The following is an 18,074-nucleotide window of genomic DNA, read 5'->3' on the forward strand; positions in this document are numbered from 1 at the left end:
GCAGACGAATTGTCTTTCGGCGGGTCGGACCGACCCGCCGGTCGGCCCCAGTCGTCTGCCGGTCGGCCTCGGTCCGCTGGCCGTCCTGCCCCGCCACCGGCCTCCCTGCCCCGCCCGTCCGTCGGCTTCGCCGCTCGGCCCACCCACCGGTCGGCCTGCCCCCGCCCATCGTCGCCTCCGGCCGGCCAGCCCGGCCCGTCTGCCGGTCGAGCCCACCGGCCGCTCGGCCCGCGCGGAACCCGTTTTCCGGCAACATCTTACCAAAGTCCGTGCGGTCGGTGACGTATATCGCCGGCCGTACGATCTGTTATGAAGGATGACGCCGCGGCCGGTCGCGACCGGTGAACCGGCGCCTTCGGGCTCGCGTTTCCGTTGGATTGCCGACGTGTTCCACGCGCGGACCGCGGCGTCTCCCCGTGCCCGGTCGGAGTCTCTCGATGCCACGTCCCGCCTTCTCACCGCCCGCCCAGGCTCCCGGCTTCGCGGCCCGCCGTGCCGCCGCCGAGATCGTCGAAGGTGTGCTGCATCGCGGGCGGTCGCTCGACGAGCAGCTCGACGGCGCCAGCGCCCATCAGGGCCTCGGCCTGTTGTCCGACCGCGACCGCGCGCTGGTACGTCGCATCGTCGGCACCACGCTGCGCCGGCTCGGCACGCTGCGCCACCTGATCGCCGCCTGTCTCGACCGCGGCCTGCCGCCCGACGCCGCCCGGCTGGAGAGCGCGCTCCTGGTCGGCGCCGCGCAGATTCACGTGCTCGACATTCCCGACCATGCGGCGGTCGACCTGTCGGTCCGGCTGGTGCAGGCCGACCGGCGCTCGGCCCGCTATGCCGGCCTCGTCAATGCGGTGCTGCGCCGGATTGCCCGCAGCGGCGCCGAGCTGTTGGAGGGCCGCGACACGGTCGCGCTCGACACGCCCTCGTGGCTGCTCGACCGGTGGGTCGCGAGCTACGGCGAGGAAGCCGGCCGGGCGATCGCCGCCGCTCACGCGATCGAGCCGGCGCTCGACGTCACCGTCAAGGCCGACCCGGAGGGCTGGGCGGCGCGTTTGCGCGGAAAAATCCTGCCGACCGGCACGGTGCGGCTGGTGCCGCACGGCCCGGTGTCCGCCCTGCCGGGCTTTCCCGAAGGGGGCTGGTGGGTGCAGGACGCCGCCGCCGCGATCCCGGCGCGCCTGCTCGGCGACGTCGCGGGAAAAGCGGTCGCCGATCTTTGCGCGGCGCCGGGTGGCAAGACGCTGCAGCTCGCGCTCGCCGGTGCGGAGGTCACGGCGGTCGATCGCTCCGAGGGTCGGCTCGGCCGGCTGCGGGACAATCTGCGCCGCGTCGCGCTCGATGCCCAAAGCTTCGCCGCCGACGTCACCGGCTTCGAGGCCGGGCCGTTCGACGCCGTGCTGCTCGATGCGCCGTGCTCCTCCACCGGCACCATCCGTCGCCATCCCGACATTCCGTGGCGCAAGAGCGCGGCCGACATCGGCACGCTCGCCGGCCTGCAGGCGAGCCTGCTCGACCGCGCGGTGGCGTTGACCAAGCCCGGCGGCACCATCGTCTATTGCACCTGCTCGCTGGAGCCCGAGGAGGGCGAGGCGCAGATCGCCGCGCTGCTCGCGCGCGACGACCGCGTGGTGCGGAAGCCCGTCGATCCCGCCGAACTGCCCGGTCTCGACGGCATGGTGACCCCGGCGGGCGAGCTGCGCACGCTGCCCTCGCTGTGGGCCGATTCGGAGGAGCCGCGGATGGGCGGTCTCGACGGCTTCTTCGCCGCCCGCCTGTCGCGCCTGTGACATCGGCTCCGGCAGCGCCGTCGCCGCCCCGGCGTCTCGCGTCGGCCGTCGGGTCCGGCGATCCCCCGGCGACGGCCCGACCGCGGGATCGTGCGAATGTTGCCCTCGCGGCGGCCTTCGGTATGGTGTCCCCCACGTAAACGGGACGGCACCCGTGAGCGGGAGGGGGCTGGCTCGATGTCCCGCGTATCGATCGCGGACCGCGCAAGACTGATGTGGTTCGCGCTGCGTCGTGGGCTCACCCATGCGATGGGCCGGCTGGCGTCGGCGCGTCCGACCGAATGGCTGCGCCTGTCCGGCCGCAACGAGCGCATCGCCATCGCGCCGCAGAGCCTGCGCACCGCCGATCCGACCCGCGCGAGCGAGATCTATGCCGGCCGCTTCGTGCTCGCCGGCAAGATCGTGGTGTGCGACGGCCGCTCGCCCTTCGCGATCGATCCGCCCTCGCCGGAGTGGGCCGAGGCCTTGCTCGGCTTCGGCTGGCTGCACCATCTGCGCGCCGCCGAATCGACCATCACCCGCGCCAATGCCCGCGCGCTGGTCGACGAGTGGATCGGCCTGGAGGGCGGCTACGACCGGGTCGCCTGGCAGCCGGAGATTCTGTCGCGCCGGGTGATCGTCTGGCTCACCCAGGCGAGCGTCATCCTCGCCGACGCCGATCTGCGCTTCTATCGCCGCTTCCTGCGCAGCCTGAACCGGCAGGTCCGCTTCCTGCGCTGGACCGCGGGCGACGTGCGCGACGGGTTGCCGCGGCTGCGGGCGCACATCGCGCTCACCTGCGCGGCGCTGTGCATGACCGGGCAGATCGGCAATCTGCGCCGGGCGAGCCACGACCTCGCCGCCGAGCTCGACCGCCAAATCCTCGCCGACGGCGGCCACGTCACCCGCAATCCCGGCGCGCTGATCGAGCTTCTCGCCGATCTCCTGCCGCTCGGCCAGGCGTTCACCGCGCGCAACGTGGTGCCGCCCGCCGCCCTCCTCAACGCGATCGACCGGATGATGCCGATGCTGCGCTTCTTCCGGCACAGCGACGGCGCATTCGCGCTGTTCAACGGCATGGGGCCGACCGCGCAGGACCTGCTCGCCACCATCCTCGCCTATGACGACGCCCGCGGCACCCCGGTGTCGGACGCGTCCCATTCGGGCTATCAGCGGCTCGAGGCCGGCGACACCGTCGTGCTGATGGACACCGGCCGGCCGCCGCCGCTGACGCTCAGCGCCGAGGCGCATGCCGGCTGCCTCGCCTTCGAGCTGTCGTCGCGCCAGTGCCGCATCGTCGTGAATTGCGGCATGCCCGGCACCGGCCGCACCAGCTGGCGGTCGCATGCGCGCTCCACCCGGGCGCATTCGACGGTGACCTTCAACGACGCCTCCTCGTGCGGCTTCCTCGAGACGCGGCTGCTGCGGCCGCTGTTCGGCACGCCGCTGATCGGCGGCCCGCGGCGGGTGAAGCGCTCGCACGATACCGAGGCCCACGCGGTGCGGGTCAGCGCCAGCCACGACGGCTATGCCGAGCGGTTCGGCGTGGTGCACCAGCGCAACCTGCGGCTCGGCGGCGACGGCTGGCGGCTCGACGGCGAGGACGTGTTTCTGCCGGCGCGCGGCGAGGAGCTGTCGGACAAGCATCCGGACGTTTTTGCCGTGCGCTTCCATCTCCACCCGTCGGTCAGGGTCGCGAAGGCGGCCGATGGGCGCGGCGCGACGCTGACGCTGCCGAACCGCGACGTGTGGGTGTTCGAGGCGTTCTCCGATCTGGTCGACCTCGAGGAGAGCGTCTATCTCGGCGGCCGCGACGGCCCGCGCCGCACCGTGCAGCTGGTGATCCACGGGCAGGCACGCCGCATGCCGCGGGTTGCCTGGAGCTTTGCGCTGCTGGAGGAGGGCTGACCGGGGCCGGGTCGGCCCGGGTCGGCCTCGGCGGGCGTCAGTCTCGTCCGACGGCGCGCAAGAAATCCGTCTGCGGGATGAACAGCCCCTGGGCGCGCAAAAGGCCCTTGCCGAAGTCGCACAACAGGTCGCCGCGGCCGAACAGGCTCTCGGCGCCGGGCTCGTCGAGCACGATCTGAGCGTTGGTGCCGTTGGCGACCTGCAGGCACACCTTCAGCGGCAGGTTGGCCTTGATCAGCCCGGTGACGATCGAGCGGTCGGGGCGCTGGGTCGCCAGCACCAGATGGACGCCGGCGGCGCGACCTTTTCCGGCGATCCGCGCGACCAAACCCTCGAACTCCTTCCTCTCCTCGCGCCCGGCGAGGATCAGGTCGGCGAACTCGTCGAAGATCAGCACCAGGAACGGCAGCTCGGTCTTGCCGGCCGCGCGCCGGTCGCCGAGATTGACGAAGCCCTCCCGGCTCAGCGTCTCGTAGCGGCGCTCCATCTCGGCGACCGCCTCGCGGAGAATCGCCATCGCGTCGCCGAGCGTGGTGGCGAGCGGGCGCCACAGCAAGCGGCTTCTCTCGATGCCGGTGAAGGTGAGCATCTTCGGGTCGACCAGCGCGATCCGCACCGCGTCCGGCGAGGCGCGCAGCGCCAGCGTCGCCACCAAGGCCTTCAGCCACTCGCTCTTGCCGCTGCCGGTCTGGCCGGCCACCAGCACGTGGCAGGTGCTCGGGCTGGCGAGATCGGCGACCACCGGATCGCCCTCGACGCCGATGCCGACCGGGAAGGCGACCGGGCTCGCCAGCGCGGTGCCGAGCGGCCCGGCGAGCGCCGGCTCGAGCAGGCACGCCTCCGGCTCGGCGCGCGGCAGGTCGACCATGACGAAACCCTTGCCGGCCTTGATCAGCGGCGGCTCGCCGAGCACGAGCTTCACCTGGAGGTCGTCGGCGCGGTTGGCGAGCGACACCACCTTCACGCCCGGCTGCGGCGTCAGCTTGATGCGCACCAGCTGCGGCCCGCGGATCACGTCCGCGACATCGACGCCGAGCTTGAACTCGGCATAGGCCGCGACCACCCGCGCGCCGAGCGCATCGGTCTCCGCCGCGGCCTCGGGGGCGGCGGCGGGTTCGCCCATGGACTCGCTCACGGGGGCACCCGCGGGCTCGTCGGCGCCGCGGCCGCTGCGCGTGCGAGGCCCGGTCTTCGAGACGGGCTTCGCATCGGGCTTCGCCTCCTGGGCGATCTCGCGCAGCACCGGCGCGACCAGGCCGGAAAAGATGTCGGCGAGATCGGCCGGCGAGACGTGCACCTCGTGAAACTCGGGGAGATAATATTCGAGCGTGCCGCAGAACGGCGCGCCCGGCCGCCACAGCGCCAGCAGATGTGCATAGATCGCGAGCTGGACGAGATCGGCCTTCTGCTGATTGCCTTGGCTCAGCTTGTAGTCGACCACCTCGAGGTGATGGACCGGGTGGAAGCGAATCGCGTCGACCCGCGCCCGCACCTCCACCGTTTCACCCTCGACCGGGACGACGATGCGGCCGAGCGCCTCCTCGGCGCCGATGAACACGTCCTGCCAGCTTCGGAAGTTTTTCGTACGCTCGCGCAGCGCGATCAGGCGGGTGCAGAAGGTCTGCATCCGCGCGGTGAACAGCAGCGCCTCCTCGCCGCGGTTTTGCGCGAACAGCTCGTCGGTGAAGGCCTGCAGCGAGGTCGTCCACAGCCGGTCGAGCAGGACGTCGGGCGAGACGATCCGTGCCGCGTCGGGGGCCGCCTCCGGCGACACCAGCCAATCCTCCAGCCGCCGCGCCTCGCGATGAAACTCGCGCGACATCGCGTTCGGCGTGCCGGGCGGCGCGAAGGTGAAGGTGGAGGGGTTTTCGCCTGCGCGCCACCGCCGGAGCCAGTCCCGATCGAGCGCGCAGCACTTCAGCTCGCTCGCCGTTATGGACCGGTGCGCCATTGCAGAAACGTGGTTTGCGGACCCGGATGGGCCTTCAGGTTGGGATGCTTCTCGACGCTGCGCAGCAGGGGGTCGCGCTTGTCCTCGCCGCCGATCGCTTGCAGCACCACGCGGATGTCGACGATTTTTTGCGTCCGGACGACGGTGAGGACGATGCCGAGATCGGCCTCGATCAGGGTCGGCTCGATCGGCCGGTTGTCGGTGCCTCCGTTGCCGTCGGCGTCCGGCGCGTCCTTCGGCGGTGCCTCACGAAATGCGAGGCCTTTCAGGAACGGCGAGAAATGCTCGCGCAGCCAGGCGAGCGTCTGCTTGCCGGAGAAGTCGATATTGCCCTGCAGGGCGTTCGAGTAGAGCTCGCGTGCGGCGTTGATCTCGCACACCTCCTCGAGCGTCAGCGCGATGATGTGGAAGCCGCGGCTTTTTGCCCGCTCGATCGTCTCCGAGCTTCGCAGCCAGGTGCGTTTCGGCACCTTGGGAAGCTCCGGCGTGCGAAACACGTAAGTGAGCACGGTGCGCTCGTGCCCGCTCGCCGCCATCTCGTGCGCCTCGGTGGCGATGGCGCCCCAGCGGTGCCAGTGGTCGCCGCCCTCGAAGGCGAAGCACACCGAGCGGTCGGGCAGCGCCCATTCGATCGAGAAGTAGCGCCGCGCGTCGAGCCGGCCGACCTTGGCGTCCGACAGCCCCTGGCCGACCTCCTTCACGAACCACATCAGGGCGTCCTGATTGTAGGCGAGCAGGGCCTTCTTCGAGCGGACGTCGTTGACCTGGAGCTTGAACAGGTCGGCGAGCGTGTGGCGGGCCGGCGGCGGGCCGTCGGCGAGCCGGCGGAACCGTTCCGCCGCGCGCATCAAAAGGTCGCGGACGCCGATCTCGGGCAGCGGATCGAACACCGTGCCGAGCCAGTCGTCGGCCAGCATGCGGGCGAGCACCGTGCAGTCGATCTCGTAGTCGGCGAGCCGCCGGCCGATCAGCTCGCGCGCGCCGGCGATGCGGATGCCCTCGAGGCGGATTTCCGGCGAGATGCGGTTGTGCTGCGGTTTTGCGATCAGCGGCAGGATTTCGGTGACCCAGTTCTCGTGATTGGCGGTGATCACCGTGAGCTGGTTCGGCAGATCGACGAACAGCTGGTCGATGCAGTTGCCGAGCGCGCGCACCAGCGCCGGGTCGCTGGCGTAGAATTCGGTCTGGTCGAAGCAGAACAGGAACGGCCGGAAGTAGGACGAGAGTCGGCACAGCCCCTGCAGGCGGCGGAAGCTCAGATCGTTGATCTCCTGGGCGGAGGCCTCGCCGCGCCCCTCGTCGTCGGCGGCCGTCAGGCCGAGGCGGTCGAGGTCGTCGGGCTCGAGAGGCTCGGCGCGCAGCCATTTCAGCGCCGCCTCGCGGCGGGCGTCGAACGGCTCGGCATAGACGTGGGTGCCGAGCACCTTCAGCCACGCCGCCTCGCGGCCGCCGAGATCGATGCCGCGCCGCCTGAACAGGCCGGCGAGCCGGCCGATATGGCCGGAATCGCCGATCAGCCAGGCGAGCCAGTCGAGCCAGGCGCGGTCGGGTTTGGCGGTGGTCGCCGCCTCGTCGGCGAGCTTGTGGAGAAAGACGATCGCGGGCTCGGCCGGATAGTCCGGGATGCCGCCTTCTGCGAGAAAGTCGGCCGCGACATGGGCGAGGGTGCCGAGCGCCATCGCCTCGAGCTGCGAGGGCAGGCCGGCATAGGCGGTGCCGATCTCCTCGGTCGGGTCGATCGCCTCGGCCGGGCGCTCCAGCTCCTGCACGGTGGTGAGCAGGATCGAGTGCCACGGCTTGAACGGGTCCTGGAACGGCCGCAGATAGACGGTGATCGCGCGGTCGACCAGCCTTGCGAACAGCCGGCCGATCAGATGCGATTTTCCGTAGCCGCGGTCGGGCGAGACCACCATCTGCGCCTTGTCGGCGGTCACCGGGCGGCGCGGCGGGTCGCCGCGCTCGAGCCGCGCGAAGGCGCGCACCAGCTGGTCGAGCGGGGCGTCGTTGAGGCCGGGCACCGAGAACGACACGTCGCGCGGCTCGCGGACGATGTCGTCCTCGAACGGGTTCACCGCGAGCTGGGCGGCGGCGAGCGTCATGGCGCGTCCGGCACGACGACGGTGACGTACGGGTCGGCGTGGCCGGGAATCTTGATACCGGCCTCGATCACCTCCGGCGGCAGCTCGACGGAGGTGGTCGGGTGGATCGTCAGCCGGCCGGCCTTGGCCTCGCGCAGCAGGAAGCGGTGCAGGGTTTCGCGGCCGACGCCGAGCGCGTTCATCAGGTCGAAGATCTTCACCGTGCCGTAGCCGCCCTGCTCGGACTTCAGCCGCGCATAGGCCGGCAGCACCGCGGCCATGGTGAGGTCGGCGGCCGGCACCGGTTCTGGCGCGGCGGCCTCGTCGAAGGCAAAATATTCCTGGGCGACGTCGCGGTGGAGATAGAATTTCGCGCTGCCGTGGCGCAGCTCGAGAATCATTCGGCTGGCCACCGCGTCGCGGATCGCGTCGTCGACGAACGGCTTGTGCAGCCCGGTGATCTTGCCGCGCAGCCCGGCGAGCGAGGTCAGCCGTGTGCCGTTCTCTTTCACCGCGGCCGCCACCAGCGTGCGGGTGGTCTCCACCGACGGGCCGTGTCCGGCCGCGAAATAGACCTGCGAGCCGCGGCGCTGGAACGGCCCGCGGACATCGCCGCCGTCGACCAGCGATTTCAGCGTGCCGGGAAGCGCCGCATGGTGCTTCTTCGGCAGCTTGGTCTTGATCGTGCCGAGCGTCAGTCCGTCGTCGCCCGCCTTGGCGATCGCGGGCAGGATGTCGTCGAGCGTCCATCTCATGGCTGTCGGCCGATCCGGAAAAGGGACTCGCGACGGCGCGCCGCCGCCGGGATCATCTTAGCCGGCGAGGCGGGGGAGGAAAGCCGAAAAGTACCGGCGGTCGCACTCGGAAAACATTCGCGTTTGACGTGGGAGGCGCGCGGCGATCGACCCGCACGCAGGCTTAACCCGCACTTAAACCCGCTCCGCCTACGCTTTTGCGGGGATTTTCCGGTCGGGGGCCGGCCGCCGGCGCATGGCCGGGCGGCCGCCGGGCCGGTCGGGGAGCAAGATGGCGCCACCACGCAAACGCCCGAGCGCGCCCGAGGTGCGCCCGCCCAGCCGCGGGGAGCCGAAGGCGACCCGGGCGCCGACCATCATCGTCGACGAGGACGCGCAGGTCGGGATTCCCGAGCCGGCCCGTGCCGCCGCGCGCGCCGAGAGCGCCGCGCGCCGCAAGGCATCCGCTCCCAAGAGCGGGGCTAAGCCGGCCGGCGGGGGCGGGGCCCGCAAGAGCCGGAAAAAGCCGAAAAAAGCCCGCCGCGGCTCGCTGATCGGCCGGACGGTCTATTGGCTGGCGGTGCTCGGCCTGTGGGGGGTGATCGCGTCGGGCGGGCTCGCGGTGTGGGTCGCGCTGCATCTGCCGCCGATCCATTCGCTGGAGATCCCGAAGCGCCCGCCGACGGTGCGGGTGGTCGGCTTCGACGGCACGCTGATCGCCGCGCGCGGCGACATGGGCGGCTCGGCGATCGCGCTGAAGGAGATGCCGCCCTATCTGCCGCAAGCCTTCATCGCCATCGAGGACCGGCGCTTCTACTCGCATTTCGGCGTCGACGCGCTCGGCCTCGTGCGCGCGGTCTATGCCAACGTCCTGCATCGGGGGATCGCGCAGGGCGGCTCGTCGATCACGCAGCAGCTCGCAAAAAATCTCTTCCTGCGGCCGGAGCGCACGCTGATGCGCAAGCTCGAGGAGGTGATGCTGGCGCTGTGGCTCGAGCACAAATTGTCGAAGCGGGAGATTCTGGCGCTCTATCTGAACCGCGTCTATTTCGGCTCGGGCGCCTACGGCGTCGACGGCGCGGCGCAGCGCTATTTCGGCAAATCCGCCCGCGAGGTGACCGTGTCGGAGGCGGCGCTGCTCGCCGGCCTCGTGAAATCGCCCTCGAGGCTCGCGCCGACCCGCAATTACGACGCCGCCGAGCGCCGCGCCCGCCTGGTGCTCGGCGCAATGGCCGAGGAGGGGATGATCACCGACGCCGAGGCGAAGGCGGCGATCGCCGATCCGCCGAGGATCGTCAAGCCCGGCGGGGGCTCCGGCAACTACGTCGCCGACTGGGTGATGGACGTGCTCGACGACGTGATCGGGCAGGTCGACGACGATCTCGTGGTCGAGACCTCGATCGACCCGGCGCTGCAAATCCTCGCCGAGCGGGCGGTGATCGACACGCTGACGCAGAAGGGCGACAAGTACGGCGTCAAGCAGGCGGCGCTCGTCGCGATGACGCCGGACGGGGCGGTGCGCGCGCTGGTCGGCGGCAAGAATTATCAGGAGAGCCAGTTCAACCGCGCGGTGTCGGCCAAGCGGCAGCCGGGATCGGCCTTCAAGCCGTTCGTCTATCTCACCGCGATCGAGCGCGGCCTGACGCCGGACACCATTCGCGAGGACCGGCCGGTGTCGATCCGCGGCTGGAAGCCGGAGAATTATCGCCACAAATATTCCGGCCCGGTGACGCTGACCCAGGCGCTGGCGCATTCGCTCAACACCGTGTCGGTGCGGCTCACCATGGAGTTCGGCCCGACCGCGGTGGCCAAGACCGCCTACCGGCTCGGGATCGCCTCGAAGCTCGCGCCCAACGCCTCGATCGCGCTCGGCACCTCGGAGGTGTCGGTGCTGGAGCTGGTCGACGCCTACACGCCGTTCGCCAATGGCGGCACCGCCACCGTGCCGCACGTGGTGGAGCGGGTGACCGCGGCGAACGGGCGGGTGCTCTACACCAAGGCGCCGTCGTTGCTCGGCCGGGTGATCGAGCCGGCTTATGTCGCGATGATGAACCGGATGATGGCCGAGACGATCCGCTCCGGCACCGCCAAGGGCGCCGCCCTGCCCGGCTGGCAGGCGGCCGGCAAGACCGGCACCAGCCAGGATTTCCGCGATGCCTGGTTCGTCGGCTACACCGCGCATCTGGTCACCGGGGTGTGGTTCGGCAACGACGACAACTCGCCGACCAAGCGGCTCACCGGCGGCGTCTTGCCGGTCGAGGCGTGGCACCGCTTCATGGAGAGCGCGCTGCAGGGCGTGCAGCCGCAGGAGCTGCCCGGGCTTTCCGGACCGCCGATCGCGGCGCCGGCACAAGTGCCCGCCCCGATGCCGCAGCCGCGGGAGGGGCCGGAGGACGTGCCGGCGGCCGCGATGGACCGGCCGGTCGCCGCGCTCGGCGATCGCAGTCCGCCACGGTCCGGAGGTGCGGTGCAGGGTGCGCCGGTGCGGCCGGCCTCGGGCGCCGGCCTCGACGGCTGGTTCCTGGATCGCGTGCTCGGGCGGTGAAGAGCGCGTAGGACGGGTCAGGCTCGCTTGGTGCCGCGGGTGCGCACCCGCCGCGTGGTCGCCCAGATCAGGAAGGTGATCACCCCCGAGCCGGTGATCGGGATCACCATCGGCCAGGCGCTGTGCCCGATGAAATGCCCGACCGCGGCGCCGACCACGGCGCCGGCGGTCTGCTGCACGAAGCCGGTCAGCGAGGAGGCGGCGCCGGCACGCTCCGGGAACGGCTGCATCGCCCCGGCGAGCGCCTGCGGCATCGACAGGCCGAGACCGGCGAGAAACACCACCATCGCCGCCGACAGCGCGACGATCGAGCCCGGCAGCACGGTCACCGCCACGGCGAGCAGAGTGCCGCCGGTCGCCAGCGCGGTGGTGCCGATTCCCATCGTGCGGTCGAAGCCGAGCCGCATCACGATATGGGCGGCGGTGAAGGTGCCGGCGAGGAAGCCGAGGCTCGACACGCCGTAGAAGATGCCGAAGCCGAGCGGCGACAGCCCGTAAATTCCCTGCACCACGAAGGACGAGCCGGAGATGAAGGCGAACAGCCCGCAGAAGCTGCCGGTGACGATGCCGAGATGGGCGAGGAAGCTCGGATTTCTCGCGATGATCCCGTAGGAGGTCAGCATCTCGCCGACCGCGCTCTTGCCGGGCGCGAGCGGCGGCACCGTCTCGGGCAACAGCCGGCGCACCACCACCACCGCGGCGGCGCCGGCGAGGAGAATCACCACGAAGGCGGAGCGCCAGCCGAGCGTCTCCTGCAGCACGCCGCCGGCCATCGGCGCCAGAATCGGCGTCACCCCCATGATGGCGCCCATCAGCGCCAGCTCGCGGGCCGCCCGCGGCCCCTCGTAGAGGTCGCGCACCACCGCGCGCGCCAGCACGATGACGCCGGAGGCGCCGGCGCCCTGCAGCGAGCGGGCGGCGATCAGCGTGTCGATGTCGGGGGCGACGGCGCAGCCGACGGTGCCGGCGATGAAGATCAGCAGCGCGACCGACAGCACCGGCTTGCGGCCGAAGCGGTCGGACACCGGGCCGTAGACCAGCTGGCCGAGGGCGAAGCCGACCAGATAGCCGGAGATCGTCAGCTGCACGTCGGCCGCCGAGGCGGCGAGCATCCGGCCGATGTCGGGAAACGACGGAAGATAAAGATCCATCGCCAACGGCCCGAGGGCCGTCAGCAGCGCGAGGAGCGCAGTCAGGGCAAGCGTGTCGCGGCGAAGCATCGGGGGATTTGTTTTCCGGGTGTCGGGCGAGGATTTGTTAACCCGCCCGGCGCGGCCCTGTCGAGCCGCGCCACCCCGGAGGGAGCCGCCGGTCGGGTCCGGCGGCGCCGGAAGCGCGATCAGCTCGCCTTGCGCCAGGCCGGGAGCTTCGGCTCGGCCGAACGATTTTCCGGCGGGCGCTTCTCGGCCGGACGCTTCTCGGTGCGCTTCTCGGTCAGCGCACGGGCGGCCTTCTGGGCCGCCACCGGGCTGCCGAAGCGCTGTCCGTCGAGCGGATAATAGGCGGCCATCGCGGCGTGGAAGGTGTAGCCGTGCGGGTCGCGCACGACGATTCCGACCGTGCGGTCACCGACCTCGATGGTGTAGGCGCGAGTCGGCAGCGGATCGGTGTCGGCGTCGGTGTCGTCGAGACGAGCGAGGGTAGTCATCACGAAAGAATCCTCCTGCGGCCGCGCGAAGCGGCAGAAACGTGCGGATGTCGACAGAACGAGGGTCGCCGAGAGGCGGCCGGGGCCGAGCGTCAGTCGGACGCGCGACAGTCGGACGTGCGACATTTCCCGGGCGCTACGGCGCCACGTTGCGGCAGGCGGATGTGAGATTTCGCGTGAATGCTCGCTTTCGCGGCGATGGCGGCGAAGCGGGAGACGGGCCGGAGCGGGGCGACGAACATCGTGAGTATTCCTCCAGGCGAACGCGGAGCCCACGCATGCGGTCGTGCCTTTCGGCAAGGCCGTCGTGGCGCTTTAGCACTTGGTGACGCGGCGCAAGCTGCTCCATCAAATCCCGCGGACGGGCGACGGCATGACCATCGACCGACGCGCTGAAGATGCGATCACGAGAGGGGAAAAGCAAGTCGGGGCCCGTTCTTATTTTTCGGTCTCGGAGAGCAGTGTTTTTGCGTCGAAGCCATCCGATGAACCCGTTCCTCCGCCGACTGGTTCCTGCGACGCGTCGTGGCGGGCGCCGTGGCACGGCGGTGGCGTTTCGTCGCGGTTGCGCCGCCCGGCGGTTCGCCCGCATCGGCGTCCACAGGTTCCGGCGGATCGGTCGCCGCCGGCGGCCGTCCGGTTTGACTGACGCGCCCAGTTCGGTCAGGTTAGTCGGCAGCCCGCCCGGGTATTCACGTGACCCCGTACCGTTCGACGTCCGCAAACCTGCCTCGATTGCGCGTTCAGAGTTGCACGGGATGAAAGAGCAGCCCGCAGACGGAAAACCGTCGGATCCCGGCCCCGCGCGAGTCGAAACCATCACCCGACCCTACCGATTCCTGGCCGACGGCGGCGAGATGGGCGCGCTGATGCGCTCCCACGACTGGAGCGAGTCGCCGCTCGGCCCGCCGGAGCGCTGGCCCGACGCGCTGAAGATGGCGGTGAGCATCTGCCTGAACTCCCGGTTCCCCATGCTGATCTGGTGGGGGCCGGAGTTCTCGATGCTCTACAACGACGCCTACCGCCCGATTCTCGGCATGACCAAGCATCCGGCGAGCCTCGGGCGGCCGGGCCGGGTGATCTGGCCGGAGACCTGGAGCATCTTCGGGCCGCAGCTCGCCGGCGTGCTGGAGGGCGAGGCGACCTGGTCGCAGGACGTGCTGATCCCGCTCGACCGCAACAACTATCTCGAAGAGGCCTACTTCACCTACTCCTACAGCCCGATCAAGCACGCCGACGGGCGCATCGGCGGCGTGTTCTCGGCGGTCACCGAGACCACCGAGCGGGTGCTCGGCGAGCGCCGCCTGAAGATTCTGCGCGAGCTCGCCTCCCGCACGGCCGAATCGCGCACGGTTCCCGACGCCTGCCGGCAGGTGGTCGAGGTGCTCGGCGCCGGCAACCCGGACACCCCGTTCTGCGCGCTCCATCTCCTCGACGAGGACGGCAATACGCTGCGCCTCTGCGCCTCGCACGGCCTCGCCGCCGGCAAGGTGCCGGCGGAGGTTCCGCTCGACGCCGACGACCCGTGGTGCATCGCCCGCGCGGTGCGCAGCGCCGAGGCGGTGTCGCTCGACTTCCTGCCGTTCCGGTTCGGCTCGCTGCCCGCCCATGTGTGGCCGGAGCCGGTGCGCCGCGCGCTGGTGCTGCCGGTCGCCCGCGCGGGCGGGGCGGGCGAGGCGAGCGGGGCGCTGGTGGTCGGCATCAATCCGCGCCGCGCGCTCGACGATTCCTATCGCGGCTTCCTCGATCTGGTGGCCGGCCACATCGCCACCGCGATCGCCAATGCCCGCGCGAGCGAAGCCGAGCGCCGCCGCGCCGACGAGCACGCGCTGCTCGAGACGCGCTTCCGCGATCTCGCCGATTCCGCCCCGGTGATGATCTGGGTGTCCGATCCGGACGGCCGCTGCACCTGGGTCAACCGCTCCTGGCTCACCTTCTCCGGCCGGGCGATGGAGGACGATCTCGGCGACGGCTGGCTCGACAACGTGCACCCCGAGGACCTGCCCCGCTGCCGCAAGATCCACCACACCGCCTTCGCCCAGCGGGTGCCGTTCCGCATGGAGTTCCGCATGCGCCGGCACGACGGCGACTGGTGTCACGTCGACGACACCGGCGTGCCGCATTATGCCGCCGACGGCGCCTTTCTCGGCTTCATCGGCAGCTGCGTCGACGTCTCCGACGCGCGGCGCTGGGAGATGGCGCTGCGGCGCAGCCGCGAGGAGCTGATCCGCCTCAACGAGACGCTGGAGACGCGGGTCGCCGAGCGCACCGAGGACCTCGCCGCCGCCAACCGCCAGCTGCTCGCCCAGATCGAGGAGCGCGAGCAGATCGAGGCGACGCTGCGCCAGCTGCAGCGGCTCGACGCGGTCGGCCAGCTCACCGCCGGCGTCGCCCACGACTTCAACAATCTGCTCACCGTCGTGCTCGGCAATGCGAGCTGGCTCGAGCGGGCCTGGGCGGGCGCCGACGACCCGCGGCCGCTGCGCCGCATCACCCACATCCGCATCGCCGCCGAGCGCGGCGCCAAGCTGGTCGCGCAGCTCCTCGCCTTCTCGCGCCGCCAACGGCTCGAGCCGCGCACGCTCGATCTCAACGAGACGCTGGAGAAGATGCGCGAGCTCCTGGTCACCACGGTCGGCGGCGGGATCACGGTCGAGCTCGCGCCGAAGGCGGAGCTGTGGCCGGCGCTGGTCGATCCGACCCAGGTCGAGCTGGTGGTGCTCAATCTCGCCATCAACGGCCGTGACGCGATGAGCGACGGCGGCCGCCTGACGGTGCGCACCGACAATGTGACGCTCGGCGACCAGACCCGCCCGGAGGAGCCGGGCCCCGGCGATTATGTCGAGCTGACGGTGGCCGATACCGGTACCGGAATGGAGGAGGACGTGCTCGCCAAGGCGTTCGAGCCGTTCTTCACGACGAAATCGGTCGGCAAGGGGTCGGGGCTCGGGCTCTCGCAGGTGCTCGGCTTCGCCAAGCAGTCGGGCGGCGGGGTGCGGATCGAGACGGTGCCGGGCGAGGGCACCACGGTGCGGGTCTATTTCCCGCGCACCGGCGCGGCCGGGGAGGGGGCGGCCCCCTCCGCCGCCGGCTTCGCCGGGATGGCGCCGGCCTGCGTGCTGGTGGTGGACGACGACGACGCGGTGCGCCACATCACCGCCTCGCTGCTCGAAGGGCTCGGCCACACGGTGGTCGAGGCCGGCAGCGGCGGCGCGGCGCTGGAGCGGCTCGCCGCCCGTGCCGACATCGACATCGCCCTGCTCGACGTCGCCATGCCCGGCATGAGCGGCATCGATCTCGCGCGCGAAATCCGCCAGCGGCGGCCGGCGCTGCCGGTGGTGTTCGTCACCGGCTATGCCGACACCGCGCTGCTCGCCGGCATCCGCCACGAGCACGTGCTGAAGAAGCCGTTCCTCGACACCGATCTCGACCGAAAAGTCCGTGCCGCGCTCGCCAACACCCGCGCCGGCACGCTCGACGCGCTGATGGCCGAGCCGGACCCCGCCGCCGAGGCCGACTGACGGCGCGCCGAAGGGGGCCGCCGCGGCGCGGAGCCGAGGGGGCGCCCGAAACCCCCGTGCCAAACCCGGCCGGGCGCAGTAGATTGCCCGCCGATACCGCAGCGCGTGAGCCGCGCGCGTTCCCGTTCCCGTCGTCGTACCGCGAGGACACCCGATGTCGATTTCTCCCCTCGCCGGCAAGCGTCCTCCCGAGGACCTTCTGGTCGATCTCGCCCGCCTCGAGCGCGCCTATTACGAGCGCACGCCCGACATGGAGGACGCGACGCAGCGCGTCGCCTTCGGTACCTCCGGCCATCGCGGCTCGTCCTTCTCCGGCTCGTTCACCGAGGCCCACATTCTGGCGATCTCGCAGGCGATCTGCGAGTACCGCGCGGGCAAGGGGATCGACGGCCCGCTCTATCTCGGCAAGGACACCCATCCGCTGTCGGGTCCGGCGCAAAAGAGCGCGCTCGAGGTGTTGGCCGCCAACGGCGTGACGGTGGCAATTCAGAAGGACGACGGCTACACGCCGACCCCGGTGATCTCGCACGCGATCCTCGTTCACAATCGGGGGCGCGCCGAGCACCTCGCCGACGGCATCGTGGTGACGCCCTCGCACAATCCGCCCGAGGACGGCGGCTTCAAGTACAATCCGCCGCACGGCGGCCCGGCCGACGGCGACGTGACGAAGTGGATCGAGGCGCGCGCCAACGCGCTGTTGCGCGACGGCAATCGCGACGTGAAGCGCATCCCCTACGAGCGCGCGCTCGCCGCCGAGACGACGCTGCAGCACGACTTCGTGACGCCTTATGTCGACGACCTCGGCAGCGTGGTCGACATGGCTGCGATCAAGAATGCCGGGCTGAAGCTCGCGGTCGATCCGCTCGGCGGCGCCGGGCTGCCCTATTGGGAGCCGATCAACAAGCGCTGGGGCCTCGACATCGACATCGTCAACAAGGCGGTCGACTTCCGCTTCTCCTTCATGACGGTCGATCACGACGGAAAGATCAGGATGGACTGCTCGAGCCCGTACGCGATGGCGAGCCTCGTGCGGCTAAAGGATACGTATCGGGTGGCGTTCGCCAACGACACCGACTCCGACCGTCACGGCATCGTCGTGCCGTCCGACGGTTTGATGAACCCGAACCACTATCTCGCAGTCGCCATTCGTTATCTGCTCACGCATCGCCCGGACTGGCCGGAAAATGCCGCGGTCGGCAAGACGCTCGTCTCGTCCAGCATGATCGACTATGTGGTGGCGAAGCTCGGCCGCACGCTCGCCGAGGTGCCGGTCGGCTTCAAATGGTTCGTCTCGGGGCTGGTCGACGGCTCCTATTGCTTCGGCGGCGAGGAGAGCGCCGGCGCGAGCTTCCTTCGCCGCGACGGCACCACCTGGACCACCGACAAGGACGGGCTGATCATGGATCTGCTCGCCGCCGAGATCACGGCGACGACGGAGAAGGATCCCGGCCTGCATTATCAGGAGCTGACCGAGGAGTTCGGCGCGCCGCTCTACACCCGCATCGACGCGCCGGCGACGCCGGACGAGAAGGCGCGGCTCGGCAAGCTGTCGCCCGAGGCGGTGTCGGCGCACACGCTGGCGGGCGACGCGATCACCGCGAAGCTCACCAATGCGCCCGGCAACGGCGCGGCGATCGGCGGGCTGAAGGTGACGACGTCGAGCGGCTGGTTCGCCGCGCGGCCCTCCGGCACCGAGAACATCTACAAGATCTACGCCGAGAGCTTTCGCAACGCCGCCCACCTCGAGGCGATCGTCGCGGAAGCCCAGGCGATCGTCGGCGCGGCGCTGGCCGGCGCTCCTGCGCCCGCCTCGGCGTGATCTTCACCTCTCCCCGCTCGCGGGGAGAGGTCGGACCGCGAAGCGATCGGGGTGAGGGGCCGCTTCCACGCGAACGGACACCCCCCCCCCCCCCCCCCCCCCCCCCCCCC

The 18,074-nt window shown here is 70.9% G+C and carries 10 protein-coding genes; 5 read left to right on the forward strand and 5 right to left on the reverse strand.

Translation table 11 applies throughout. The features are described from left to right. Nucleotides 1-437 precede the first annotated feature (437 nt). The gene (locus tag A33M_RS12565) at nucleotides 438-1,781 is read left to right on the forward strand and encodes an RsmB/NOP family class I SAM-dependent RNA methyltransferase (RefSeq protein ID WP_008387572.1); all 1,344 of its coding nucleotides are present in this window, start codon (nucleotides 438-440) and stop codon (nucleotides 1,779-1,781) included. Nucleotides 1,782-1,958: 177 nt separating this feature from the next. Continuing rightward, entirely contained in the window at nucleotides 1,959-3,668 is a 1,710-nt protein-coding gene (locus A33M_RS12570; protein ID WP_008387575.1) for a heparinase II/III family protein, read from the forward strand. 37 nt (nucleotides 3,669-3,705) lie between these two features. On the opposite strand, the gene A33M_RS12575 is transcribed toward A33M_RS12570, so the two are convergent. From A33M_RS12575 to A33M_RS12585, 3 genes are read right to left on the reverse strand one after another with little or no spacing between them, the layout of a single operon-like run. Beyond that, nucleotides 3,706-5,619, reverse strand: a complete 1,914-nt coding sequence (locus tag A33M_RS12575; protein WP_008387578.1) for a DNA translocase FtsK — start codon at nucleotides 5,617-5,619, stop codon at nucleotides 3,706-3,708. Then, nucleotides 5,601-7,718, reverse strand: coding sequence for a hypothetical protein (locus tag A33M_RS12580; protein WP_008387580.1), 2,118 nt, complete (start codon nucleotides 7,716-7,718; stop codon nucleotides 5,601-5,603). The genes A33M_RS12575 and A33M_RS12580 overlap by 19 nt, the downstream gene beginning before the upstream one ends. Continuing rightward, a complete protein-coding gene (locus A33M_RS12585; RefSeq protein WP_008387583.1) occupies nucleotides 7,715-8,452 on the reverse strand; it encodes a hypothetical protein in 738 nt (245 codons plus the stop codon). The genes A33M_RS12580 and A33M_RS12585 overlap by 4 nt, the downstream gene beginning before the upstream one ends. A gap of 307 nt (nucleotides 8,453-8,759) precedes the next feature. Here A33M_RS12585 and A33M_RS12590 point away from each other — a divergent pair, with 307 nt between their 5' ends. Next, the gene (locus A33M_RS12590) at nucleotides 8,760-10,976 is read left to right on the forward strand and encodes a transglycosylase domain-containing protein (RefSeq protein WP_008387586.1); all 2,217 of its coding nucleotides are present in this window, start codon (nucleotides 8,760-8,762) and stop codon (nucleotides 10,974-10,976) included. 17 nt (nucleotides 10,977-10,993) lie between these two features. Here A33M_RS12590 and A33M_RS12595 read toward each other — a convergent pair whose 3' ends face one another. Continuing rightward, a complete protein-coding gene (locus A33M_RS12595) occupies nucleotides 10,994-12,196 on the reverse strand; it encodes a multidrug effflux MFS transporter (protein WP_008387588.1) in 1,203 nt (400 codons plus the stop codon). A 119-nt stretch (nucleotides 12,197-12,315) separates the two neighbouring features. Further along, nucleotides 12,316-12,624 carry a hypothetical protein gene (locus A33M_RS22960; RefSeq protein ID WP_192814112.1) on the reverse strand — a complete coding sequence of 103 codons (309 nt, stop codon included), beginning with the start codon at nucleotides 12,622-12,624 and terminating at the stop codon, nucleotides 12,316-12,318. An 857-nt stretch (nucleotides 12,625-13,481) separates the two neighbouring features. Here A33M_RS22960 and A33M_RS22410 point away from each other — a divergent pair. Together A33M_RS22410 and pgm are read left to right on the forward strand one after the other, a co-directional pair. Beyond that, on the forward strand, nucleotides 13,482-16,145 hold the full coding sequence (locus tag A33M_RS22410) for a response regulator (protein ID WP_052027036.1): 2,664 nt from the start codon (nucleotides 13,482-13,484) through the stop codon (nucleotides 16,143-16,145). 154 nt (nucleotides 16,146-16,299) lie between these two features. Beyond that, a complete protein-coding gene (gene pgm / locus A33M_RS12610; RefSeq protein WP_008387596.1) occupies nucleotides 16,300-17,964 on the forward strand; it encodes a phosphoglucomutase (alpha-D-glucose-1,6-bisphosphate-dependent) in 1,665 nt (554 codons plus the stop codon). The last annotated feature ends 110 nt before the right edge of the window (nucleotides 17,965-18,074 follow it).

Origin of the sequence: Rhodovulum sp. PH10, assembly GCF_000293785.1 — a bacterium.
Taxonomy (GTDB): domain Bacteria; phylum Pseudomonadota; class Alphaproteobacteria; order Rhizobiales; family Xanthobacteraceae; genus Rhodoplanes.